20 protein-coding genes are annotated in these 24,726 nt (G+C 70.0%); 9 read left to right on the forward strand and 11 right to left on the reverse strand.

What is annotated here, in order from left to right:
- Positions 1–8 precede the first annotated feature (8 nt).
- The 4 genes from pheT to A9X03_RS25270 form a co-directional block, all read right to left on the reverse strand.
- Positions 9–2,495: a phenylalanine--tRNA ligase subunit beta gene (gene pheT, locus A9X03_RS25255; RefSeq protein WP_068263550.1), complete on the reverse strand. Its 2,487-nt coding sequence runs from the start codon at positions 2,493–2,495 to the stop codon at positions 9–11.
- Positions 2,495–3,538 carry a phenylalanine--tRNA ligase subunit alpha gene (gene pheS, locus A9X03_RS25260; RefSeq protein WP_067754869.1) on the reverse strand — a complete coding sequence of 348 codons (1,044 nt, stop codon included), beginning with the start codon at positions 3,536–3,538 and terminating at the stop codon, positions 2,495–2,497. The genes pheT and pheS overlap by 1 nt, the downstream gene beginning before the upstream one ends.
- Before the next feature lie 121 nt (positions 3,539–3,659).
- Entirely contained in the window at positions 3,660–4,466 is an 807-nt protein-coding gene (locus A9X03_RS25265) for a rhomboid-like protein (RefSeq protein ID WP_067783825.1), read from the reverse strand.
- 17 nt (positions 4,467–4,483) lie between these two features.
- Positions 4,484–5,392 (reverse strand): adenylate/guanylate cyclase domain-containing protein, encoded by a 909-nt coding sequence (locus A9X03_RS25270; RefSeq protein ID WP_067754863.1) that lies wholly within the window; start codon positions 5,390–5,392, stop codon positions 4,484–4,486.
- A gap of 191 nt (positions 5,393–5,583) precedes the next feature.
- Here A9X03_RS25270 and A9X03_RS25275 point away from each other — a divergent pair, with 191 nt between their 5' ends.
- Complete coding sequence (locus A9X03_RS25275) at positions 5,584–6,639, forward strand: oxygenase MpaB family protein (RefSeq protein WP_067754860.1); 1,056 nt, start codon at positions 5,584–5,586, stop codon at positions 6,637–6,639.
- Here the strand turns inward: A9X03_RS25275 and A9X03_RS25280 are convergent.
- The 4 genes from A9X03_RS25280 to infC form a co-directional block, all read right to left on the reverse strand.
- Positions 6,626–7,417 carry an RNA methyltransferase gene (locus A9X03_RS25280; protein ID WP_067754857.1) on the reverse strand — a complete coding sequence of 264 codons (792 nt, stop codon included), beginning with the start codon at positions 7,415–7,417 and terminating at the stop codon, positions 6,626–6,628. The two genes, A9X03_RS25275 and A9X03_RS25280, sit on opposite strands and share 14 nt — an antisense overlap.
- A gap of 3 nt (positions 7,418–7,420) precedes the next feature.
- Entirely contained in the window at positions 7,421–7,816 is a 396-nt protein-coding gene (gene rplT / locus A9X03_RS25285; protein WP_067783827.1) for a 50S ribosomal protein L20, read from the reverse strand.
- A 68-nt stretch (positions 7,817–7,884) separates the two neighbouring features.
- A complete protein-coding gene (gene rpmI, locus A9X03_RS25290; protein ID WP_067754855.1) occupies positions 7,885–8,079 on the reverse strand; it encodes a 50S ribosomal protein L35 in 195 nt (64 codons plus the stop codon).
- 30 nt (positions 8,080–8,109) lie between these two features.
- The gene (gene infC, locus A9X03_RS25295; RefSeq protein WP_082950068.1) at positions 8,110–8,718 is read right to left on the reverse strand and encodes a translation initiation factor IF-3; all 609 of its coding nucleotides are present in this window, start codon (positions 8,716–8,718) and stop codon (positions 8,110–8,112) included.
- Positions 8,719–9,146: 428 nt separating this feature from the next.
- Between infC and lysX the strand changes: the two genes are divergently transcribed.
- From lysX to A9X03_RS25320, 5 genes are all read left to right on the forward strand, one after another.
- Positions 9,147–12,491, forward strand: coding sequence for a bifunctional lysylphosphatidylglycerol synthetase/lysine--tRNA ligase LysX (lysX, locus tag A9X03_RS25300; protein ID WP_082950064.1), 3,345 nt, complete (start codon positions 9,147–9,149; stop codon positions 12,489–12,491).
- Between the two features lie 76 nt (positions 12,492–12,567).
- Positions 12,568–14,055, forward strand: coding sequence for an alpha/beta hydrolase family protein (locus A9X03_RS25305; protein WP_197696145.1), 1,488 nt, complete (start codon positions 12,568–12,570; stop codon positions 14,053–14,055).
- A gap of 6 nt (positions 14,056–14,061) precedes the next feature.
- A complete protein-coding gene (locus tag A9X03_RS25310) occupies positions 14,062–14,499 on the forward strand; it encodes a DUF6653 family protein (RefSeq protein WP_231975467.1) in 438 nt (145 codons plus the stop codon).
- A gap of 10 nt (positions 14,500–14,509) precedes the next feature.
- A complete protein-coding gene (locus tag A9X03_RS25315; RefSeq protein ID WP_067754846.1) occupies positions 14,510–14,743 on the forward strand; it encodes a hypothetical protein in 234 nt (77 codons plus the stop codon).
- A gap of 29 nt (positions 14,744–14,772) precedes the next feature.
- Positions 14,773–16,512 carry a serine/threonine-protein kinase PknH/PknJ gene (locus tag A9X03_RS25320; protein WP_067781809.1) on the forward strand — a complete coding sequence of 580 codons (1,740 nt, stop codon included), beginning with the start codon at positions 14,773–14,775 and terminating at the stop codon, positions 16,510–16,512.
- Between the two features lie 6 nt (positions 16,513–16,518).
- On the opposite strand, the gene uvrA is transcribed toward A9X03_RS25320, so the two are convergent.
- A complete protein-coding gene (gene uvrA / locus A9X03_RS25325; RefSeq protein WP_067781812.1) occupies positions 16,519–19,422 on the reverse strand; it encodes an excinuclease ABC subunit UvrA in 2,904 nt (967 codons plus the stop codon).
- A gap of 111 nt (positions 19,423–19,533) precedes the next feature.
- On the opposite strand from uvrA, the gene A9X03_RS25330 reads away from it, so the two are divergent.
- Positions 19,534–20,211, forward strand: coding sequence for an MBL fold metallo-hydrolase (locus A9X03_RS25330; protein WP_067891872.1), 678 nt, complete (start codon positions 19,534–19,536; stop codon positions 20,209–20,211).
- A 12-nt stretch (positions 20,212–20,223) separates the two neighbouring features.
- On the opposite strand, the gene A9X03_RS25335 is transcribed toward A9X03_RS25330, so the two are convergent.
- Positions 20,224–20,667 (reverse strand): universal stress protein, encoded by a 444-nt coding sequence (locus tag A9X03_RS25335; RefSeq protein WP_067754834.1) that lies wholly within the window; start codon positions 20,665–20,667, stop codon positions 20,224–20,226.
- Positions 20,668–20,952: 285 nt separating this feature from the next.
- Here A9X03_RS25335 and A9X03_RS25340 point away from each other — a divergent pair, with 285 nt between their 5' ends.
- Positions 20,953–22,524: a glycosyltransferase family 39 protein gene (locus A9X03_RS25340; RefSeq protein WP_068263564.1), complete on the forward strand. Its 1,572-nt coding sequence runs from the start codon at positions 20,953–20,955 to the stop codon at positions 22,522–22,524.
- Positions 22,525–22,576: 52 nt separating this feature from the next.
- Positions 22,577–23,296 carry an MgtC/SapB family protein gene (locus A9X03_RS25345; RefSeq protein ID WP_067754831.1) on the forward strand — a complete coding sequence of 240 codons (720 nt, stop codon included), beginning with the start codon at positions 22,577–22,579 and terminating at the stop codon, positions 23,294–23,296.
- Between the two features lie 12 nt (positions 23,297–23,308).
- On the opposite strand, the gene A9X03_RS25350 is transcribed toward A9X03_RS25345, so the two are convergent.
- Positions 23,309–24,715 carry an MFS transporter gene (locus tag A9X03_RS25350; RefSeq protein WP_067754828.1) on the reverse strand — a complete coding sequence of 469 codons (1,407 nt, stop codon included), beginning with the start codon at positions 24,713–24,715 and terminating at the stop codon, positions 23,309–23,311.
- Positions 24,716–24,726: the final 11 nt, after the last annotated feature.

A 24,726-nucleotide genomic window follows, 5' to 3' on the forward strand; every position in this document is an offset into this window, starting at 1 on the left:
CCAGGGGGTCAGGCCCGCAACTCGGCGCCGACCGCCTCGGCGGCGCGGCGCACCGCGGCGTCGCGGGCCGCGCTGGCGTCGTCCTCGGTCAGGGTGCGGTCCGGCGCCCGGAACCGCAGCGCGAAGGTCAGCGATTTGCGGTCCTCCCCGACCTGCGGGCCGGTGAAGACGTCGAAGAGTTGCAGGTCTTCCAGCAGCTCACCGGCGCCCTCCCGGACGGCGTCGGCCACCGCCTGAGCCGGCACGTGCGCGGGCACCACCAGGCTGACGTCCTGGAAGACGGCCGGGAAGGGCGACACCCTGGGTGCGGGCAGCGCCTCGACGATCGGGATCGCGTCGAGGTCGAGCTCGACAGCGCAGGCGCCTTTGGGCAGTCCGGAGCGCTCGATGACCGCCGGGTGCAGCTGGCCGGCGTGGCCGACGACCGTCTCCCCGACGAGCACCTCGGCGCAGCGGCCGGGGTGCCACGGCAGGTGCTGGGCCGCCCGCAGGCTCACCTCGACCCCGCTGGCGCGGGCGATGATGCGGGCCGCCTCGAACGCGTCGGCGGCTTCGACCCGGCGGCCGGGACCCCACGGGCCGCGCCGCTCCCGCAGTCCCGCCAGCACCACGGCCACATGCTGCGGTTGCCGGGGCAACGAGGCGTCCAGCATGGCGACCTCTTCGTCGGTGGGCCGCCGGTGCACGGGGATCGGCTGGACGCCGCGGGTCTGCTCGGTCGGTTGCACAACCTGCGCCAGCGCGTACAACGCGACGTCCACCAGACCGCGGGACACGTTGCGCACCAACGCTTCCAGCAGCGCGGGCAGCAGTGTGGTCGCGAGGTGCGGGCGGTCGGCCTCCAGCGGGTTGAGCACCCGGGTGGTCGAGCGCCGGGGATCGTCGGCCGGCAGGCCCCACAGGTCGAACACGCCGGCGGGCAGGAACGGCGTCGGCAAGATCTCGACGTAGCCGGACTGGGCGAGCGATCTGCCGATGGCGCGGCGACGCTTCTGCCTCGCGGTGAGGCCCCGGCCCGCCGGAGCGGCGGGCAGCACCGACGGGATGGCTTCCAGCCCCTCCAGGCGCAGCACCTCCTCGACGAGATCGGCGGGCTGCACCAGGTCGGGCCGCCAGCTCGGCGGCGTCACGATCAGCGTTTCGCCGTCATCGCTCACCGAGGCCCCGATCTGCGCCAGCCGCCGCGCCGCGGTACCCGGCGGGTAGGCGACCCCGGCGACGCGGTCGGGCAGGTCGGCGGGGATCGGGATCGGCGGGAGCGACCAGTCGTCGGTCGGCGGCTCGCCCCGCCAATCGGTCAACTCGTCCGACACCGCTCCCCCGGCGATGTCGACGAGCAGCGCGGCGCAGCGGTCCAGGGCGGCGACCGAGATCGCCGGGTCCACCCCGCGTTCGTAGCGCCGGGCCGCCTCGCTGGGCAGGTGCAGACGGCGCTGCGTGCGCGAGACGGCGGCCGGGTCCCACACGGCGGCCTCCAGTAGCACGTTCGTGGAATCGGCGCGGACCTCGGTGCTCGCCGCGCCCATCACGCCGCCGATCGCCGCGGTCGCCCGGTCGTCGACGATGAGGACGTCGGCCGGATCGAGCCGGCGCTCGACGTCGTCGAGGGTGACGACGGTCTCGCCGGGGCGGGCGAACCGCACGCCGAGGCCCCCGGAGATGCGGTCGCGGTCGTGCGCGTGCATCGGGTGGCCGAGCTCGAGCATCACGTAGTTGGTGACGTCCACCGCCGGGGAGGCCGCGCGGATGCCGGCCAGCAACAGCCGCCGCTGCAGCCACCAGGGCGACACGGCGGCGGGGTCGATGCCGGTCACCGGGCGCAGGGCGAACCGGCGGACACCGGTTTCGGGCTGCACGGTCAACGGCCAGGCCTCGCCGTTGGCGGGCAACTGCTTCACGTCTGCGGGATCGACGAAGTCGAGGCCGTAGGCGCAGGCGATCTCGCGGGCCAGCCCGCGCACCGACATGCAGTAGCCGCGGTCGGGGGTGATCGCCAGGTGGAAGACCACGTCGTCCAACCCCAGCACCGCGGCGCCGTCGGCGCCCGGGTCGGCGGTGCCCGGCGGCAACACCAGGATGCCGGAATGGTCGGCGCCCAAACCCAATTCGGCCGCCGAGCAGATCATGCCGTCGGACTCGCGGCCGTAGGTCTTGCGCGCCGTGATGGCGAACCCGCCGGGCAGCGTGGTGCCCGGCAGCGCCACGACCACCAGGTCGCCGACGACGAAATTCGTTGCACCGCAAACGATATCGCGTGGCTCGGACTCGCCGACGTCGACCCGGCAGGCGCGGATCGGCTTCTTGAACCCGGTCAGCTCCTCGATGCCGGCCACCCGTCCGACGGTCAGCGGCCCGTCGACGGGGCCGAGCGTGACGACCTCCTCGACCTCGTGGCCGATGCCCACCAGCGTCTGTTCGAGGTCGGCGGGGGCGGCGTCCCAGTCCGGGGCGCCGGCTGCCACGATCTCCCGCAACCAGCTGTAGGGGATGCGCATCAGGCACCCACCCCGAAGGGCAGGGAGAACCGGACGTCGCCCTCGACCATGTCGCGCATGTCGGGGATGCCGTTGCGGAACTGCAGGGTGCGTTCCAGGCCCATCCCGAACGCGAACCCGGAGTACACCTCGGGGTCGATCCCCGCGGCCCGCAACACGTTCGGGTGCACCATGCCGCAGCCGCCCCATTCGACCCAGCCCGCGCCGCCCTTCTTGCCGACGAACCAGACGTCGACCTCGGCGGAGGGTTCGGTGAACGGGAAGAAGTGCGGCCGGATCCGGGTGCGGGCCTCGGGGCCGAACTCCGCGCGGGCGAACGCGTCGAGGGTGCCCCGCAGGTGCGCCATGGACAGCCCGCGATCCACCGCCAGCCCCTCGACCTGATGGAAGACGGGCGTGTGGGTGGCGTCGAGTTCGTCGGTGCGAAACGTGCGGCCGATGGAGATGATGTACACCGGCAGCTCGTGAGCCAGCAGGGTGCGCACCTGCACCGGCGAGGTGTGGGTGCGCAGCAGCTGCCGGGAATCGTCCGGCGCGATGTAGAACGTGTCCTGCTCGCTGCGCGCCGGGTGGTCGGCCGGGAAGTTCAGGGCGTCGAAGTTGAATTGTTCCGTCTCGACTTCGGGACCCTCGGCCAATTCCCAGCCCATCGCGACGAAGGTGTCGGCGATGTGCTCGGCCAGCTGGGTGATCGGGTGCCGGGCGCCGACCGGTTGCCGGGTCGACGGCAGCGTGACGTCGATGCCCTCGGCGGCCAGCACCGCCGCATCGCGCTCGGCGCGCAACACCGCCAGCCGTTCGTCGTAGCTGCGCTGGGTCTCGGTCCGCGCGGAGTTGACCCGCTTGCCGGCGTCGGCGCGCTCGTCCTTGGGGACGCCGCCGAGCGCCTGCCGGGCCAGCGCCAGCGGCGAGCGGTCGCCGAGGTGCTCGGTCTTGACGCGTGCCAGCGCCTCGAGATCGCCGGCGCGCGCGATCGCCTCCCGGGCGGCTTCGACCGCCTTGGCCAAGGCGTCCGGTGACAGGTCGACGGGCTGAGCACCCACGCGGCGACACTCTCCTTGCTGATGAGGGGCTGGGAGAAAGTTGCCCAGCGGCAAGTGCCGATCATAAGTGATCTGAGCACGCCGCTTGGCGCGTGCTTTGCGGGGATGACCGGCGGGCCGCCTAGCCCGCGGTGACCGGCTGCGGGCTGCGCAGCGCCTCGTCGTCCACGGCCCCGCCGCGCGCGGTGGCGAACTGCACGAGCTTGTGGGCCGCCAGGGCGCCCAGGAGGCCGAACGCGGGCGCTCCGGCCATGGTCCCCCAGTGGTGGGCCAGCAGCAGGAAGCCGAAGCCCGACGAGGCGGCCAGCATCAGCATGCGCACCGGCGTCCAATGGATGGGCTGGCGGAAGCGGGCGGACACCAGCACGCCCAGGACCACGGCGACGGTGTGACCGGCGTCGGTGAAATCGCCGCCGATGATCGCCGACGCGATGCCGGCCGACACCCACCAGCCGACCCAGGCGGGGCGCCAGCGCTGGGGGATCACCGCAGTCATCGCGCCGAGCACGGCCAAGGCGCCGTAGCTCATCCCGACATCGCTGGCCCGGGTGATCGAGACCGGCATCCACTCGAACTCGACCGCCGCCGCCAGGGCCGCGGCCACCAGCAGCGTCGCGCCGATGTGTCCGATCAGGAACGCGACCACCAGCCGGATGGTGCGCAGGTGCAGCTCGCCGAGCGCGAGCAGGCAGGTGAGGAAGGGCAGCCAGAAGTAGAGCGGACCGGCGTCGACCACCAGCGCGCTGCCCAGCAGCGTGCCCACGTGGCCGTGGGCCAGGTTGTGCAGGTTGGTGCTGGCCCGCTCGACCAGCACGTCGTGCGCGTGCGGGCCGAGCGCCACGATGGCGCCGCTGACGGCAAGCAGCGCCGCCACGTACCCCACCGTGAACTGGACCCGGGCGAGCCGGGCAAGGATGCCCCCAAACATTGCATCCAGTATGTCGGCTAATTTGTTTCTGAAGTGTGATCGGACGCTGTCAACTCCCTATGAGTCCGCAAACGATATATCGATAAATCCGCCGGGACTCCGGTCGTCTTCGGGGCGAAAACCGGTTTACGTGCACGTTTGGCGACGACACCCATCGCGTCCAGTTCGCTCTGGGCGATCAGGTCGAGTGTCGAACCTGACACCATCACCCCGCCCTTGGTGGCCCGTTCCATCACCCGCGCGGCGATGTTGACGTCGACCCCGAGCCAGTCCGCCGCCATCCGCTGGGGCCGGCCGGTGTGGATCCCGACCCGCATCCGCGGCGTGTAGCCGGCCACCTCGACGGACTTCAACGCCTCTTTGGCCGCCAGCACCGCCCGCACCGCGACCGTCGGATCGCCGAACACCGCCATCAGCCCGTCGCCCATCCGTTTGACGATGTGGCCACCGGCGTCCAGCAGCGGCGGCTCGACGGCCCGAGCCACCTGCCGCAGCAGGGTGAGCGCCGCGTCGTCACCCGCCTGCAACGACCAGGACGAGAAGCCGACCAGGTCGGTGAACACCAGGGTGACCTCCGGGTTGGCCGGCCGCCGGGACACCGACTCGGTCAGCGCCTGCCATACCTGCAGCAGCCCGAGGCCGACCTCGCGCGACACCGCGTCGCGATCCCCCAGCAACCGGTCGGCGGCGCGCGCCGCGGCGCGGGGCCCACCGTCGCCGGCCGTTGAGAGCGGGTCACCGAACTCGGGATCGCCGGGCAGCAGTCGTCGGGCCCGGCGGATGAAGGCGACCGCGCCGGGGCTGCGGTTGCGGTTGTGCAACCACTGCGTCGCGTTGTGCACCGGGACCGAAGAGCGCCGCGGCGGATCGGGCGCCGTCAATTCCTCGGGCCCGCCCGAATCCGAATCGCGACGCGCGAGTTCCACCTGGCCAGGTTATTTCCTCGCGCGGGAGGCGGGCAATGAAGGGTTGCGCGGGTGTGGCGCAGCTCGCAACGCAGCCGCTGGTCACGACGGCGGCACGCCGCTGTCGACGGTCGATAACACCCGCGGGCACGCGCGGCCGAAATCGTAGACAACGCACGTTGTCAAAGTTATCGTGAGCGCAGGAGGCCGAGATGACTGCCATTCCAACGACATCCGACGATCCGCTGGGACCGGATTCCCTCACCTGGAAGTACTTCGGCGATCTCCGCACAGGAATGATGGGCGTGTGGATCGGCGCCATCCAGAACATGTATCCCGAGCTGGGCGCGGGCGTCGAGCAGCATTCGATCCTGCTCCGCGAGCCCCTGCAGCGGGTGGCCCGCTCGGTGTACCCGATCATGGGCGTCGTCTACGACGGTGACCGCGCGGCGGCGACCGGGCGGCAGATCAAGAGCTACCACCACACCATCAAGGGCGTCGACGCCTCCGGCCGCCGGTATCACGCCCTGAACCCGGAAACGTTCTACTGGGCGCACGCGACCTTCTTCATGCTGGTGATCAAGGTGGCCGAATACTTCTGCGGCGGCCTTACGGAGGCCGAGAAAAGGCAGCTGTTCGACGAGCACGTGCGGTGGTACCGGATGTATGGGATGAGCATGCGCCCGGTGCCCGGCTCCTGGGAGGAATTCTGCGAGTACTGGGAACGGGTCTGCCGCGACGAACTCGAGATCAACCAGGCGACGCTGGACATCTTCCAAATCCGGATCCCCAAACCGAAATTCGTGCTGATGCCCACGCCGATCTGGGACCAGATGTTCAAGCCGCTGGTCGCCGGCCAGCGCTGGATCGCGGCGGGCCTGTTCGAGCCGGCGGTGCGCGAGAAGGCGGGGATGCGCTGGACACCGGGCGACGAGGTGCTGCTGCGCCTGTTCGGCAAGCTCGTCGAGCTGGCCTTCCTGGCGGTCCCCGACGAGATCCGGCTGCACCCGCGCGCGCTGGCCGCCTACCGCCGGGCCGAGGGCCGGCTGCCCACCGACGCGCCCTTGGTGGAGGCGCCGACGTTCATGGCGCCGCCCCGCGACCGTCGCGGGCTGCCGATGCACTACTTCCCTCCCCATTCCCGCCCGGCTCTTCGCTCGCCCCTCGACCCGGCCAAGGCGCTGATGGAACGCGCCGGTTCGCTGGTGCACGGGACGCTGTCGCTGGCGGGTCTGCGGCCCGCCCGGGGACGCGTCAGGGCCGCCTGAACACGCCCAGCGCCTGCGCGCTCTGGTAGAGGCAGATCGCCGCGGCGGAGGCCACGTTCAGGCTCTCGGCCCCGCCGGCCATCGGGATGCGCATGCGGTGGTCGGCCGCCGCCGCGATTTCGCTTGGCAGGCCGTGGGATTCGGGCCCGAGCAGCCACGCCGTCGGCCTGCCGAGCAGATCGGCCGCCTCGTCCAGCCGCGTCTCGCCGTCGACCGTGGTGGCCAGCACCTGCAACCCCGCCTCGCGCAGGGCGCCCAGCGCCGCGGGGGCGTCGGGCTCGGCGACGACCGGGATCGAGAAGATGCTGCCGGTCGAGGCGCGCAGGCACTTGCCGTTGTACGGGTCCACGCTGTGCCCGCCGAGGATCACGGCGTCGGCCCCCATGGCGTCGGCGATGCGGATGACCGTGCCGGCGTTGCCGGGCTCGCCGATCCCGACGGCGACCGCGACCAGCCGGGGCGGGCCGGCCAGCACGTCGGCCAGCCGGGTCGACGGCATCTCGCATACCGCCACCAGCCCGGTGGGGGTGACGGTGTCCGACAGCGCCTTTGCCGCCCGCTCGGTGACCAGCTGGACCGAATCACCTTGCGCCGCAAGTAAACCCGCATACCGTTGCGCGGCGGCTTCGGTGACGAAGACGTCGCGGACCAGACCGCGGGCGGCCGCGGCCTCGACCAGGTTGGGGCCCTCGGCCAGGAATCGGCCCGCCCGCCGCCGGCCGACGTGCCGATGCAGTTTGACCGCCGCGGCGACGCGGGCCGAACGTTCGGTCAGCAGGGGCTAGGCGGCCTCTCCGGAATCCGACGGGGCGTTCACGTCCGCGGGCAGCGCGGCCCGGGCGACGTCGACCAGCGCAGTGAACGCCGCGGGGTCGGTGATCGCGATGTCGGCGAGGTTCTTGCGGTCCACCTCCACCCCGGCGGCCTTCAAACCCTGGATCAGCCGGTTGTAGGTGATGTCGTTGGCGCGCGCCGCCGCATTGATCCGCGAGATCCACAGTTTCCGGAACTCGCCCTTGCGCGCGCGGCGGTCGCGGTAGGCGTAGTTCAACGAATGCAGTTGCTGCTCTTTGGCTTTGCGGTAGAGCCGCGAGCGCTGGCCGCGATAGCCCTTCGAGGCCTTCAGAATGCTGCGCCTCTTCTTTTGGGCGTTGACCGCCCGCTTCACGCGTGCCATGGGTGTTCCTACTCTCTAAGTAAATGGTCGGGTGCCGGCAGCGGCGCCGGCGCTCGGCTTCTTGTCGGTCAGCCGTTCAGCAGCTTGTTGACCCGCTTGGTGTCGTTGGCCGACACGGCGGTGCGGCCTTCCAGGCGACGCGTCCGGGTGGACGGCTTGTGCTCGAACAGGTGCCGACGATTGGCTTTCTCGCGCAGGATCTTGCCGGTTCCGGTGCGCCGGAACCGCTTCGAAGCCCCGCTGTGGGTCTTGGCCTTGGGCATGTTTCCTCTGATTCTTCGTTTCGTGCCGGGTCAGTTGGGTGAAGGGTTGGTGTCGGCGCCCGCATCGGCGTCCGATGCCGCGCCCTCCCCGGGTCCTTCGGGGTGCCGCGCCCTGGCGCGGGTTTTCGCGCCGCGGTGCGGGGCCAGCACCATCGTCATGTTGCGGCCGTCCTGCTTGGCGGACGTCTCGACGAAGCCGTATTCGGCGACGTCCGCGCCCAGCCGCTGCAGCAGGCGGTAGCCCAGTTCGGGCCGCGACTGCTCACGTCCGCGGAACATGATGGTGACCTTCACCTTCGAACCCGCCTCCAGAAAGCGGATCACGTGACCCTTTTTGGTCTCGTAATCGTGATCGTCGATCTTGGGTCGCAGCTTCTGCTCTTTGACGACGGTCTGCTGCTGGTTCCGGCGGGATTCGCGCGCCTTTTGCGCCGCCTCGTATTTGAACTTGCCGTAGTCCATGATCTTGCAGACCGGGGGTCTGGCATTGGGGGCGACTTCGACAAGGTCGAGATCGGCGTCCGCAGCGACGCGCAGTGCGTCTTCGATGCGCACTATGCCTACCTGCTCTCCCCCGGGGCCGATCAATCTGACTTCAGGTACGCGGATGCGCTCGTTGACGCGGGTCTCAGTGCTGATGGGGCCTCCCTTGTTGGGCTTGTAGATATGCTGCGATCCACGGCCGGGTCTGGGTCGGGAGCCAGCGGCGGAAACACCACACCACCAGCAGAAAAGCCCTGCAATAGCAGGGCCCAATGCCGACCGATCGAGGCTTGCCAATGATCAAGCCGCCCGCGTCGCTCGCGGAACAGACATGCGCGATGCCTGTGACCGGACCGCCAAGCCTTGAAGAAATCTCGTGGCTCGCGGTGGGAGTGGGACTCCACTTACTGTTTCCTGGCCTTCGCCGGGATGGTCGCGATCGCCAGTTTAGCAGCCACGGGGCGGCATTTTGCACTTCGCCCCCGGCCCCGTCCGGCGCCGCTGCGCAACCGGACGAACTATTGCTAGCCACTCTTAGCGCTTCGCCAAGCTTTTCACGGATTGAGGGCATATCCTCGCGGTCTGTGACACTCGCTTCATCTCGTTCGGGGCGCCGTTCGGGGGCCCGCGGCCGGTCGCATTCCCGGTATCGCTGGGTACCGGCGGCGGCCGGGTGGATCGTGGGCGTCATCGCCACCGTCTCGTTGCTGGCCAGCGTGTCGCCGGCGCTCCGCTGGCTGATCAAGGTCCCCCGCGAGTTCATCAACGACTACCTGTTCAACTTCCCCGACACCAGCATCGCGTGGTCGTTCGTGCTGGCGTTGCTGGCCGCGGCCCTGACCGCGCGGAAACGGATCGCCTGGCTGGTGTTGCTGGGCCAGATGATCCTTGCCGCCGCGCTGAACGCCGCCGACATCGCCGCGGGCGACAACACCGCCGCCGAGACCTTCGGGGAGAACCTCGGGTTCGCGGTGCACATCGTCGCGATCGTGCTGCTGGTGCTGGCCTACCGGGAATTCTGGGCCAAGGTCAGGAAGGGCGCGCTGGTCAAGGCCGCCGCCGTGCTCGTCGCCGGCGACGTGATCGGCATCCTGGTGTCCTGGGGTCTGGTCGAGTTGTGGCCGGGAACGCTGGCCCGCCAGGACCGCCTGGGCTACGTCGCCAACCGGGTGGTCGGCTTCGCCTTGGCCGATCCGGACCTGTTCACCGGCAAGCCGCACGTGTTCCTCAACGCCATCTTCGGTCTGTTCGGCGCGCTGGCGCTGATCATGGCGACCATCGTGCTGTTTCAGTCCCAGCGGGCCGAGAACGCGCTGACGGGCGAGGACGAGTCGGCCATCCGCGGGCTGCTCGAGCTGTACGGCAAGAACGACTCGCTGGGCTACTTCGCGACCCGCCGCGACAAGTCGGTGGTGTTCGCGCCCAGCGGCCGCGCCGCGATCACCTACCGCGTCGAGGTCGGCGTGTGCCTGGCCAGCGGCGACCCGATCGGCGAGCCCCGGGCCTGGCCGCAGGCCATCGACGCCTGGCTGGGGCTGTGCCAGACCTACGGCTGGGCGCCGGGCGTGATGGGCGCCAGCACGCAGGGGGCGCGCGTGTACCGGGAAGCCGGGCTGAACGCGCTCGAGTTGGGCGACGAGGCGATCCTGCGGACCGCCGACTTCCGGCTGTCGGGTCCCGACATGCGCGGGGTGCGCCAAGCCGTGACCCGGGCCCGCCGGGCCGGGCTGACCGTGCGCATCCGGCGGCACCGGGACATCGCGGCCGAGGAGATGTCCGAGACCATCACCCGCGCCGACGCCTGGCGTGACACCCAGACCGAGCGCGGCTTCTCCATGGCGCTGGGCCGGCTCGGCGATCCCGCGGACGGGGATTGCCTGCTGGTCGAGGCGCTGGACCGGGACGGCGCCGTCGTGGCGATGCTGTCGCTGGTCCCGTGGGGGACCACGGGCGTCTCCCTGGACCTGATGCGGCGTTCCCCGCAATCGCCCAACGGCACCATCGAGCTCATGGTCAGCGAGCTCGCCTTGACCGCCGAAACCCTTGGCATCAGCCGGATTTCGCTGAACTTCGCGATGTTCCGCTCGGCGTTCGAGCAGGGCGCCCAGCTCGGCGCGGGCCCGGTCGCGCGATTGTGGCGGGGGCTGCTGCTGTTCTTCTCGCGGTGGTGGCAGCTGGAGACGCTGTACCGCTCGAACATGAAGTACCAACCCGAATGGGTGCCGCGCTACGCCTGCTACGAGGACGCGCGCCTGATCCCCCGGGTGGGCGTCGCCTCGGTGATCGCGGAGGGCTTCCTCGTGCTGCCCTTCACCCGACGCGACAGGGTGCACACCGGCCATCACCCCGCGGTGCCCGCCCGGCTGGCGGAATCGGGCCTGTTGCATCACGACGGATCGGCGCCCGACGTGAGCGAGCTGCAGCAGCGACGCGACGCCGTGGAACTGGAAGAGTCGAGGGCCCGCCTGCCCGAGCAGGTCCGGGTCCGGCTGGCCAAGCTGAAGATCCTGCGGCGCAAGGGCATTGACGCCTACCCGGTCGGCTCCCCGCCCAGCCACACGGTCTCGCGGGCGCTGGACGCGGACGACCAGGAGACCGTCTCGGTGTCGGGCCGGATCTTGCGGATTCGCGACTACGGCGGCGTGCTGTTCGCCCAGCTGCGGGACTGGTCGGGCGAATTGCAAATGCTGCTGGACAATTCGCGCCTGGAGCGGGGCCGCACCGCGGATTTCACCGCGGCGATCGATCTCGGCGACCTGGTCGAGATGACCGGGCACATGGGCTTCTCCAAGAACGGCACCCGTTCCCTGATCGTGCGCGACTGGCGGATGATCGGGAAGTGCCTGCGGCCGCTGCCGAACAAGTGGAACGGGCTGACCGACCCGGAGGCGCGGGTGCGGACGCGCTACGTGGACCTGGCGGTCAATCCCGAATCCCGCGAGCTGATCACGGCCCGCAGCAGCGTGCTGCGCTCCGTCCGGGAGACGTTGTTCGCCAAGGGTTTCATCGAGGTCGAGACGCCGATCCTGCAGCAGATCCACGGCGGGGCCACCGCCCGGCCGTTCGTCACCCACATCAACACCTACGACATGGACCTGTTCCTGCGCATCGCGCCGGAGCTCTACCTCAAGCGGCTGTGCGTCGGCGGCGTGGAGCGGGTTTTCGAGCTGGGCCGGGCCTTCCGCAACGAGGGCGTCGATTTCAGCCACAACCCGGAGTTCACGCTGCTGGAGGCGTACCAGGCGCACGCCGACTACACCGTCTGGATCGACGGCTGCCGCGAGCTCATCCAGAACGCCGCGCAGGCAGCCCACGGTGAGCAGACCGTTCTGCGGCCCCGGGGTGACGGCGCCGACGGCGGGCTGCATCCCGTCGACATCTCCGGGGACTGGCCGGTCAAGACGGTGCACGATGCGGTGTCCGAGGCGCTCGGGGAGCACATCGATCCCGACACGCCCCTGCCCGTGCTGCGCAAGCTTTCCGACGCCGCCCGGATCCCGTACCGCGCGCAGTGGGACGCCGGCGCCGTGGTGCTGGAGCTCTACGAGCATCTGGTCGAGGACCGCACCGAGGGACCGACCTTCTACATCGACTTCCCGACGTCCGTGTCGCCGCTGACCCGGCCGCACCGCAGCCGGCGCGGCGTCGCCGAGCGGTGGGACCTGGTGGCGTGGGGGGTCGAGCTGGGGACCGCCTACAGCGAGCTCACCGATCCGGTCGAGCAGCGCCGCCGCCTGCAGGAACAGTCGCTGCTGGCCGCCGGCGGCGACCCCGAGGCGATGGAGCTCGACGAGGACTTCCTGCAGGCCATGGAGTACGCGATGCCGCCCACCGGCGGGCTCGGCATGGGCATCGATCGGCTCGTCATGCTCATAACCGGCCGCAGCATCCGCGAGACGCTGCCATTCCCGCTGGCCAAGCCGCACTGACCCGGCCCACGACACGTGGGTGGCCGACGGCGAACATTCGGTGAATATGTTCCAGGCCGGTTAACAATCGATCACAATGAATGCCGTGACAGCGTCGACGACCAACGCCACGACGCAGTTGCTGGCAAGTAGTCACACGTCCCTGATGCACGGCTGGGTGCCCATCACCACCCAGGCGGTGGCCGCCGTGGTGCTGGCGCTGGCCGTCGGCTGGCGATCGCGCCGCTGGCGGACGGTGTGGCTGCCGGCGGCCGCCTCGGCCGGCGCTGCCGTCGCCTACCTGACGCACTGGTACATCGTCGACCGCGGCCTGTCCGACGAGCCCGCGCCGGCCGCGCTGTGGCTCTGGATCACGCTGACCGGCACGGCGGTCGCCGTGCTGATCCTGGGATGGCGCAGCGCCCGCGGCTGGCGGCGCGGCGCCGGGCTGCTGGCCATACCCCTGTGCGCGCTGTGCGCCGCCCTGGTGCTCAACCTCTGGGTCGGCTACTTCCCCACCGTGCAGGCGGCGTGGAACCAGCTCACCTCCGGCCCGCTGCCCGACCAGACCGACCCGGCCACCGTCACCGCGATGGTGGCCAAGCGGACGCGGCCGCCGCACGGCAGCGTGGTTCCGGTGGTGATCCCCTCCGACGGTTCGCATTTCAAGCACCGGGGTGAGTTGGTTTACCTGCCGCCCGAATGGTTCACCAGCAGCCCGCCGCCGGCGCTGCCGACGGTCATGATGATCGGGGGCCAGTTCAACACCCCGGCGGACTGGACCCGGGCGGGCAACGCGGTCAAGACGATCGACGACTTCGCGGCCGCGCACAACGGCAAGGCCCCGGTGTTGGTGTTCGTCGACTCCGGCGGGGCCTTCAACAACGACACCGAGTGCGTCAACGGCGTCCGCGGCAACGCGGCCGACCACCTGACCAAAGACGTTGTGCCGTACCTGGTTTCCAAATTCGGCGTCAGTCGGGACCGGTCGAACTGGGGCGTCGCCGGCTGGTCGATGGGCGGGACCTGCGCCGTGGACCTGACCGTGATGCACCCCGACATGTTCAGTGCGTTCGTCGACGTCGCCGGCGACTTCTTCCCGAACGCCGGAAACAAGGCCCAGACCATCGCGCGGCTCTTCGGCGGAAACGCCGACGCCTGGGCCGCGTTCGACCCGACGACGGTGATCGGCCGGCACGGGCCGTACCGGGACGTGGCCGGCTGGTTCGCGATCTCCTCCGACGGGCCGCCCGCCGGGCGCCATGACCCGCTGATGACCGACAGCGGCGCGATTCGGCTCGCCGGCCGGGAGGCCGCCGCCGACCCAGGCAACCAGACGGCGGCCGCCTATTCGCTGTGCGCGCTCGGCCGTGCCAACGGCATCGACTGCGCGGTGCTGGCGCAGCCCGGCAAGCATGACTGGCCGTTCGCCGACCGGGCCTTCGCCGCCGCGCTGCCGTGGCTGGCCGGCCGGCTGGGCACGCCTGGGATTCCGCGGACCCCGTTGCCCGGCGCCGCCGCCCCGCCCGCGGCCGCCGCCCCGGTCGTCGTTCCGGCCGACCACTCCAGTCCCGCCCGGCGGTAGCCGCGGGTGCCTTCCATTGCCCGGGTTCGGCGCGCGATCTTTGCGCGGCACTGCAATCCGTGGAGCGCCTGGACCCGCTGGGCGAGCACCCCGCTGATCCTGGTGCCGCCGTGGACGCGGCGCTGGAGCCACGCGGCGTGGATCGCGCTGTGGCTGGCCGTGAACCCGTTCGTGTTCGGCGCGCCGGGTCACCAGCGGGCGTGGTCGACGCGGGCCATGCTGGGCGAGGAGCTGTGGATCAGCCGCCGCCCGCGCGATGGCGCGATGGCGGTCAGCGCGCTGACGTCGGCCGCCGCGGTCGTTGCCGTCGTGGCCGCCTGGCGCCGCCGGGCGCGGCCGGCGGCGATCGCCGCTGGGGTGCAGATGACGTTGACGCTGGTGTACTGGCAGCAAATGGTGCGCTATTGGGAGCGGGAGCGGCGGGACCGGCCGGGGCTTCAGTAGCGTAACGACCATGCCCGACGAACCAACCCCGCCTGATCCCGGGTACGACAGCGCCGGCGTGCCGACCTTCGAGTCCGTGCGCGAGAAGATCGAAAATCGCTACGCGACGTCCCTGGGTGACGCGGAATTGGACGCCGACTCCCCCGAGGGCCGTTCCGTCGCCGAGCAATACGACGAGCGCGAGCGCGCCGCCGCCGAGCGGTTGGCCCAGATCCGCGAGTCGATGCGCGCGGACGAGGGCTAGGGAAGCGGCTTGGCGTCGGGGGGACGTCGATGAGTGAAACGCAGCCCGGTCCGCGGATCGGGAGCCGGTTCGGGCCATACCAGTTACGGCGACTGCTGGGTCGCGGCGGGATGGGCGAGGTCTACGAGGCATACGACACCGTCAAGGACCGCGTGGTGGCGCTGAAGCTGATGTCCGAGCAGGTGAGCTCCGATGACTCCTTTCGGCGGCGCATGCAACGCGAGGCCCGGACCGCGGGCCGGCTTCAGGAACCGCACATCGTGCCGATACACGATTTCGGCGAAATCGATGGTCAGGTGTTCATCGACATGCGCCTCATCGAGGGGCGTGACGTGGGGACGGTGCTCAGCCGCACCGGGCCGCTACCGCCACCGCGCGCGGTCGCGATCGTCGAGCAGGTCGCCGCCGCCCTCGATGCCGCGCACCGCGCCGGGGTCATCCACCGCGACATCAAACCCGAGAACATCCTGCTCGCCGGGGGCGACTTCGCCTACCTGGTCGACTTCGGCATCGCCGCCGCGGCCACCGACGAGCGGGTGACCAAGACCGGCGCCGCCATCGGCAGCTGGAACTACATGGCGCCCGAGCGCTTCGGGAACGACGACCCCACCTACCGCGTCGACATCTACGCCCTGGCCTGTCTCCTTTTCGAATGCCTCACGGGCACAAGGCCTTTCCAGAGCACCAGCCTCAGCAGCCTGATGGCGGCACACCTGGTGGAACCGGTGCCGCGCCCGAGCCGGCGCAATCCCGCCGTCCCCGCCGCGTTCGACGAGGTCATCGCGCGCGGGATGGCCAAAGACCCAAACGACCGCTACCTCACCGCGGGCGATCTGGCGAAGGCGGCCCTGCACGCGCTGAGCACGCCGGACCAACGCGAGGCGACCGAGCTGATCCAGCACAGCCAACATTTCGCGCCGCCGCCGCGCGTGGAACCCTTTGCCGCCCAGCCCGCGCCGCAGCACCCGGCGTGGTTCGCGCCTCCGCCCGCCCCGCCGTGGGCGCCGCCCGCGCCGCCGCGGCGCAGGCTGGGGCTGGTGATCGGCGCCCTCGCGCTCGTCATCGCGGTGATCGCGGGCACCGGGGTGTGGCTGGCGGTCGACAAGTCCGGGGCCGCACAACCCGAGAGCCCCACCACCGGCGCGACCGCCGCGCCCTCGACCACGAGCGCGGTGACGACCAGCGCCTCCCCCACGGTGGCTCCCGCACAACTGGATTCGCTGCTGCTTCCCGTCGACCAGATCAACACCCTCGTCGGCACCACCGGCATCATCGTCGACCACAACGTGACGGAGATGACGGACCCGGGTCCCGGCAATACGCTGTCGGACGACAAGTGCCTCGGGGCGCTGATCGGTTTCCAGACCCGGACGTACAAGAGCAGCGGCTACACCGCGATGCTGGCCCAGCTGATGAAGAAGCCGCTGAGCAACCCGGCCTACGTCGTGGTCCAGGGCGCGGTGATCTTCGCGTCCGCCGACCAGGCCCGGGGATTCGTGAACGACCAGTGGAACCAATGGCGGGACTGCGGGGGGAAGACCGTGACCCAGCCCAGCGACAAAGCCCCATTCGAATGGACCTTCGGGCAGATCAGCGGCAATCCGCCCAACATCGCGCTGCAGCACACGTTGGCCAACAGCCCGGTGGTGTGCCAGCACGTCCTGGAGGCGGTGTCGAACGTGGTGCTCGACGTCAACGTCTGCGCACCGGGAACCATCAATCAGGCCAGGCAGATCGCCAACCAGATGGCGACCAAGATCCCCGGTTGACGGCGGTCAGGCGGTGACTTTGCGTCGCCGCTTCGGCCGCTGCGGCGGGGCGGCGCGGCCGATCACCTCGGCGAGGAATTTCCCGGTGTAGCTTTCCGGCACGGCGGCGATGTCCTCTGGAGTGCCCTCGGCGACAACGGTTCCGCCCTCGGCGCCGCCCTCGGGACCCATGTCGACGATCCAGTCGGACGTCTTGATGACGTCCAGGTTGTGCTCGATGACGATGACCGTGTTGCCCTTGTCCACCAGCCCGTTGATGACGGTGAGCAGCTTGCGGATGTCGTCGAAATGCAGCCCGGTGGTGGGCTCGTCGAGGATGTAGATGGTCCGCCCCGTCGAACGCTTCTGCAGCTCGGCGGCCAGCTTGACGCGCTGCGCCTCACCACCGGACAGCGTGGGGGCGGGCTGGCCCAGCCGGACGTAGCCCAGGCCGACGTCGACCAGCGTGCGCAGGTAACGGTGGATGCCGGTGATCGGCTCGAAGAACTCCGCCGCCTCCTCGATCGACATGTCCAGCACTTCGGAGATCGTTTTGCCCTTGTAGTGCACTTCCAGGGTTTCCCGGTTGTACCGTGCGCCGTGGCAGACCTCGCAGGGCACGTACACGTCCGGCAGGAAGTTCATCTCGATCTTGATCGTGCCGTCGCCCGTGCACGCCTCGCAGCGGCCGCCCTTGACGTTGAACGAGAACCGGCCCGGTTGGTAGCCACGGACTTTGGCCTCCGTGGTGGCCGCGAAGAGCGTGCGGATCTTGTCGAACACGCCGGTGTAGGTGGCCGGGTTGGACCGCGGCGTGCGACCGATCGGCGACTGGTCGACGCGGACCAGCTTGTCGAGGTGGTCCAGGCCCGTCACCCTGGTGTGCCGGCCCGGGACCAGCCGGGCGCCGTTGAGCCGGTTGGCCAGCACCGTGGCCAGGATGTCGTTGACCAGCGTCGACTTGCCCGATCCGGACACGCCGGTCACCGAGGTGAGCACCCCGAGCGGGAACGAGACGTCGATGCCGCGCAGGTTGTGCTCGCGCGCGCCCACCACGGTGAGCTGACGCTTGCGGTCTATCGGACGCCGGATCGCCGGCATCTCGATGGCCTCCTTGCCCGACAGGAAGGCCCCGGTGATCGACTCCGTGTTGGCCAGCAGCTCGGCGTAGGTGCCGCTGTGCACGATCTGGCCGCCGTGCTCGCCCGCCCGCGGGCCGATGTCGACGATCCAGTCGGCGTGGGCGATGGTGTCCTCGTCGTGCTCGACGACGATCAGCGTGTTGCCCAAATCCCTTAGCCGCGTGAGTGTTTCGATGAGCCGACGGTTGTCGCGCTGGTGCAGCCCGATGGACGGCTCGTCGAGCACGTACAGGACACCCACCAGTCCGGACCCGATCTGGGTGGCCAGCCGGATGCGTTGGGCCTCACCGCCGGACAGCGTGGCCGCGGCGCGGGACAGCGACAGATAGTCCAGCCCCACGTCGAGCAGAAAGCCCAGCCGCGACTGGATCTCCTTGAGCACCTGCCCGGCGATCGCCTGCTCGCGGGGGCCCAGAGTCAGCGCGTTCAGGAAGTCCGAGCAGTCCGAGATCGACAGCTCGGACACCTCGGCGATGGACTTCTTGCCGTGCCGCCCCGCGGCCAGCGTCACCGCCAGGATCTCGGGCTTGAGCCGGGTGCCCTCGCACTCCGGGCAGGGCACGTCGCGCATGAAGCCCTCGTAGCGCTCCTTCATCTGCTCGGACTCGGTCTGCGCCATCTTGCGCTGCAGGAACGCCAGCACGCCCTCGAAATCGGCGTAGTAGGAACGGGTTCGGCCGTACCGGTTGCGGTAGCGCACGTGCACCTGGTGGTCGGAGCCCTCGAGAATCGCCTTGCGCGCCTTGGCCGGCAGCTTGCGCCAGGGCGTGTCGACGTCGAAGCCCAGCTCGTCGCCGAGGCCGGCCATCATCCGGGTGAAGTACTCCGCGGTGTGGCCCGTCGACCACGGCGCCACCGCGCCCTCGGCGAGCGTGCGCTCCGGATCGGGCACCACCAGGTCGGGGTCGACCTCCTTGCGGATGCCCAGGCCGGTGCACTCGGGGCAGGCGCCATAGGGCGAGTTGAACGAGAACGACCGCGGCTCGAGGTCGTCGACCGCCAGCGAGTGCCCGTTGGGGCAAGCCAGCTTCTCGGAGAACCGCTGCTCGCGGTTGTGCGCGTCGTGCTCGTGGTCGACGAACTCCAGCACCACGATGCCGTCGGCCAGGTTCAGTGCGGTCTCCACCGAGTCGGTGAGCCGCTGCTTGGCGCTGGCTTTGACGGTGAGGCGGTCGACCACCACCTCGATGTCGTGCTTCTCCTGCTTCTTCAGCTTGGGCGGGTCGGTCAGCGGGTGCACCACGCCGTCGACCCGGACCCGGCTGTAGCCCTGCGCGTTCAGCTTCTCGAACAGGTCGGCGAACTCGCCCTTGCGGGTGCGCACCACCGGGGCGAGCACCAGGAACCGGGTGCCTTCTGGCATCGCCAGCACCTGGTCGACGATTTGCTGGGGCGTCTGCCGGGCGATCCGCTCGCCGCAGACCGGGCAGTGCGGCGTTCCGGCGCGCGCGTAGAGCAGCCGGAGGTAGTCGTAGACCTCGGTGATCGTCCCGACCGTCGACCGCGGGTTGCGGTTGGTCGATTTCTGGTCGATGGACACCGCCGGGGAGAGGCCCTCGATGAAGTCGACGTCGGGCTTGTCCATCTGCCCCAGGAACTGGCGGGCGTAGGCCGACAGCGACTCCACGTACCGGCGCTGGCCCTCGGCGAAAATGGTGTCGAAAGCCAGCGACGATTTGCCCGATCCCGACAGCCCGGTGAAGACGATCAGCGCGTCGCGCGGCAGGTCGAGGTCGACGCCGCGCAGGTTGTGTTCGCGGGCGCCCTTGACGATCAGGCGGTCAGCCACGCTGCCTTCTTTCAGTGAATCTTTGACGTGCTGTAGCCGTAGATGCGCACGGCGCATTCCATGCTATGTGCCCATACCGACAAGCAACGTTTGACCAGTAACGTGGCCGCTATGACTGCCCTGGACGACAACTACACCGGACACGTCGACCCTGGTACCGCGGCCCGCCGGACCCTACCCGGCGCCACGATCCTAAAGGCGTCGGTGGGCCCCATGGACAACAATGCGTATTTGGTGACTTGTTCCGCCACGGGCGAAACGTTGTTGATCGACGCCGCCAACGACGCCGACGTCCTGATCGACCTGATCCGGCAGAACGCCCCCAAGGTGGCGCTGATCGTGACCAGCCATCAGCATTTCGACCACTGGCAGGCGCTTCAGGCCGTGGCCGAGGCCACCGGCGCACCGACCGCAGCCCACGAGATCGACGCCGAGCCGTTGCCGGTCAAACCGGATCGTTTGCTGGCCGACGGCGACACCGTCGAAATCGGCGAGCTGCAGTTCAAGGTCATCCACCTGCGCGGCCACACGCCGGGCTCCGTCGCGCTCGCCCTCGACGGGCCCGCGACGGGCGGGGTCACGCAGCTGTTCACCGGCGACTGCCTGTTCCCGGGCGGCGTCGGCAAGACGTGGCAGCCTGGCGATTTCACCCAGCTGCTCGACGACGTCACCACGCGGGTGTTCGACGTGTACGACGATTCGACCGTCATCTACCCCGGTCACGGTGACGACACGGTGCTGGGCGCCGAGCGTCCCCACCTGGCGGAATGGCGCGAGCGGGGCTGGTAGGGCGGCCCTGCGTTAGGACGTGGTGTGGACGATCAGCACGTCGACCTTGGCCCGGCGTGAGACGTTGGCGGGCACCGATCCCAGCAACCGGCCGGCGATCGTGCTCAGGCCGACGTTTCCGACGACCAGCAGGTCGGCCTTCTCGTCCTCGGCGAGCTTGACCAGCGCGTCGACCGGGGCGCCCTCGATCGGGCGCTCCTCGACGTTCTTGGCCCCGGCCTTGTGCGCCCGCTCCTTGGCATCCTGCAGGATCGCGTAGATGGGCGCGGTGCCGGACACCTTGTAGCTCTCGTTGCGCAGGGCGTCCGCCGCCCGGGCGTCCTCATGCTGGGGCAGGTATGCCGACGCGACGAGCAGCTTGGCGTCCGGCCCCGCGATCTGCGCCGCCTTGTCTACCGCGCGCATTGACGAGTCCGAGCCGTCGGTTCCCACCACCACAGTCCGATAGGCGCCCATTTACCCTCCCTGATTCGGTTGGTCAGCCAACCCAAGACACTATCGCGTTTGCCCGTTGCACAGGGAAGAGATTAGCGACACCACATGGCCGGGCGTGTCGACAATTTGCGGCGTCGCGCCGCGGCAACGGAGAATATCGCCGATGACAAAACATTCAAATGCTCTGGCCGGCGGCGGAAAGCGTTGCATAACGCCGCTTTTCGTGGAATGCGCACGGCGGGGTCGAATAGCCCGGGGCGGTATTGTGACCCGTCCCGGCGATTCCGCTTTACAGTGACAAGCATCATGTCAATGCCCACCGTCGAGCAGCGCGTCGCGGACCACGTCGAGGAGCCCGCACCCGCGCGTCCGCCCGGAAGATTGCTCGACCCGTGGGCCATCGCCGTCTTCGCGGCCGTCGTCAGCGGCGCCTGGGCCTGCAGGCCCTCGCTGTGGTTCGACGAGGGGGCGACCATCTCGGCCGCGGCGAGCCGGACTCTGGCCGAGCTCTGGCGCCTGCTGAGCCACATCGACGCCGTACACGGGCTGTATTACCTGCTGATGCACGGCTGGTTCGCCGTTTTTCCGCCGACCGAATTTTGGTCGCGGGCGCCCAGCGCCCTCGCGATCGGCGCCGCCGCCGCGGGTGTCACGGTGTTCACCAGACGGTTCTCCACCCGGCCGGTCGCCGTGTGCGCGGGCGTCGTGTTCGCCATCTTGCCGCGCACCACCTGGGCGGGCATGGAGGCGCGACCCTACGCCTTCGCGGCCGCCGCGGCGGTCTGGCTCACCGTATTGCTCGTCGCCGCCGTCCGGCGCAACAGACCGCGATTGTGGATTTGCTACGCGCTGGCGTTAATGCTGTCGATTCTGCTGAATCTGAACATGGTGCTGTTGGTGCCGGTTTATGCGGTAATGGTGCCTCTGCTGGCGCCCGAGAAAGCGCGCAAATCCCCGCTGATTTGGTGGGCGGGCAGCTCGACCGTCGCGGTCGCTGCCATGACGCCGTTCATGTTGTTCGCCCACGCCCAGGTTTGGCAGGTCAACTGGATCTACCCGGTCAGCTGGCATTACGCGTTCGACATCGTCCTGCGCCAGTATTTCGACCACAGCGTTCCGTTCGCGATCCTGTCCGCGGTCCTCGTCGTGGCGGCGATCGCCGCCCGGCTGGCGGGGGTCCGGCCACCGGACGGCGACGTGCGCCGCCTGTTGATCGCCTGCTCGGCCTGGCTGGTCATTCCCACCGCGCTCGTGGTCGTCTATTCGGCCGTCAGCGAACCGATCTACTACCCGCGCTACCTGATCTTCACCGCGCCCGCGATGGCCGTCGTGCTGGCCGTGTGCATCGTCACGCTCGCCCGCAAACCCTGGCCGATCGCCGGTGTGGTGCTGGTCTGCGCCGTGGCCGCGGTGCCGAACTACCTGTTCGTCCAGCGGTGGCCGTACGCCAAGGAGGGCTGGGATTACAGCCAGGTCGCCGATCTGATCAGCTCGCACGCCGCCCCCGGTGACTGCCTGATGGTCGACAACACCGTGCCGTGGCGGCCCGGCCCGATCCGCGCCCTGCTGGCCACCCGGCCGGCGGCCTTCCGGTCCCTGATCGACGTCGAACGGGGCGCGTACGGGCCGAAGGTCGGGTCGTTGTGGGACGGGCACGTCGCCGTGTGGCTCACCACCGCAAAAATCAACAAATGCCCCGCGATCTGGACCATTACCAATAAGGAAACGTCGCTGCCCGACCACCAATCCGGGGCGTCATTGCCACCCGGGCCCGCATTCGGCCGCGCCCCGGCCTATCGATTCCCGAGTTACCTCGGGTTCCGCATTGTCGAACGCTGGCAGTTCCATTACTCGCAGGTGGTGAAGTCCACGCGCTGATTCGCGCTTTGCCGGCGGCATGAACCGCCATTTGTTGGGTAGTTGACGGGGTATGCAAAGCTCGCTGGCCGCACCGCTGCTGGGCGGCAACGTGCAGGGTCTCCGACACCTGGTCGAGCTGTTCGCCGCGTTCGGATTGACCGCGCTCATCGGCTTCGAACGCACCATCCAGGGCAAGAGCGCCGGGCTGCGGACGCAGACGATCGTCGGGACGTCGGCGGCGTTGATCATGCTGGTCAGCAAGTACGGCTTCGCCGACGTCCTGTCGCCCGGCGCGGTCGCACTGGACCCATCCCGCGTCGCGGCCCAAATCGTTTCCGGCGTCGGCTTTTTGGGGGCCGGCATCATCATCACCCGGCGTGGTGCCGTGCACGGGCTCACGACGGCGGCCGCGGTTTGGGAATCGGCCGCGGTCGGCATGGCGGTGGGCGCCGGCCTGCTGCTGCTCGCCAGCGCCGTCGTGGCCCTGCACTTCGTCAGCGCGCTCGTCTTCAAGGCGGTCGAGGGCCACCTGACGGCCCAGCTGCGGGGCACCGTCCGGGTGCAGATCATCTACGAGAACGGTCGCGGCATGCTGCGGGAGGTGCTGCGCATCTGCGGGCAGCAGAACTGGCAGCTGGCCGAGCTCGACGCGGACGCGCACGACATCGACGACGGCGAGGTGCGGGTGGCGATGACGTTGTCCGGCACCAGGATCGCGAGCGCGCGACAGGTGTTGGGCGACGTCGACGGGGTGGTGGCCGTCTTCCAGGCCGACGACGACCCGGACTGACGCCGCCGCGGGTCAGCCGACGGGTTGCACCTGGCGCGGGCGGGTCGCGCCGTAGGACACCGCCACCCCGGCCGCGCAGAGCGCGGTGAACACCGTGAAAAGCCAGTGCGCCGCCATCCCGTCGCCGCCCTTGGCGGTGTTCACCACCACGCCGGCCAGACCCGCGGCGATGGCCGCGGAGATCAGCTGGACGGTGTTGATCGCCGCCGAGGCGGCGCCGCCTTCGGCTGGGTCGTCGACCGAGGACATCGCGCGCGCCGACAGATGCGGCCAGGCCATCCCGATCCCGGTGCCCGCCACCAGCAGCGCGATCGCCCACAGCGCGGCCGTCCACGGGGACGTGTCCCCGCGGCGAGCGACCGCGGCCAGGGCCAGGCCGGAGGCGGCCACGATCGGTGCCGCCACGATGACCCGCGCGATCGTGCGGGGGCTCTCCAGGGACGCGCTGAGGATCTCGCTGACCGTCCAGCCCAGCGCCAGCGCGGCCCCCAGGAATCCGGCCGCTATCGGGGTCAGGTGCGCCAGCCGCTGGCCGAACAGGGGCACGTAGGTGTTCACCATTGCGGCGCCCATCAGCGCGCCCATGGTCAGATAGATCCACTTCAGCGGGCCGGGGCCGAAGACGCTGGGCGGCAAGATTGCCGCGTGCGTCCGCCAATCGACGAGCACGAACGCTCCCACCAGGGCGACGCCGACGGCGAGCAGGGCGAACGTCGCCAGCGTGTTGCTCGGAATCTGGGCGACGCTGACCGCCAGCGCGGCGGCACCGATCAGCAGCAGCGACCGCACCGGGACCTTCATCGGCGCCACGACGGGCGTGTGCTCGACGCGGGCCAGCGCGACGGGCACCAGCAGGCCCATCAGGGCGGTCAGCACCGCCATCGCCACGAAGGCCCACCGCCACAGGCCCAGCTGGGCGAACAGGCCGCCCGTCGTCGGGCCGACCACCGTCGCCACGCCCCACATCGCCGACACCAGCGCCGAGCCGCGCGTCCACAGCATGCGCGGAAGAGCGGAATTGATCAGCGCGTACCCGAGGCCGGCCAGCAGCCCGCCTGCGACACCCTGCAGGGCGCGCCCGGCTATCAGAACCTCCATGTTGGGCGCCGCCGCGCAAACCAGGCTGGAGGTGCCGAACACGGCGAGACCGGTCAGGTAGCACGAGCGCGCCCCGACGCGCAGCAGCATCGGATTGACCATCGCGGCCGCCACCACCGACCCGACGAGGTACAGGGTCGTGACCCAGGCGTAGAGCCGGCTGCCGCCGATTTCGGCGATGGTGTTCGGCAACAAGCTGGTGGTCAGGAACTCGTTCGTGGCGTAAAGACACACCCCACCCGCCAGCAGGATGGAGGTCCTCAGATACCTGGCGCCCAGCAGCTGGCGCCAGCCGCCAGTCACGGTCGCGGTGTCGGTCACCCTTCTACCGT

The sequence above is a fragment of the Mycobacterium sp. E1715 genome (assembly GCF_001667625.1).
Lineage (GTDB): Bacteria > Actinomycetota > Actinomycetes > Mycobacteriales > Mycobacteriaceae > Mycobacterium.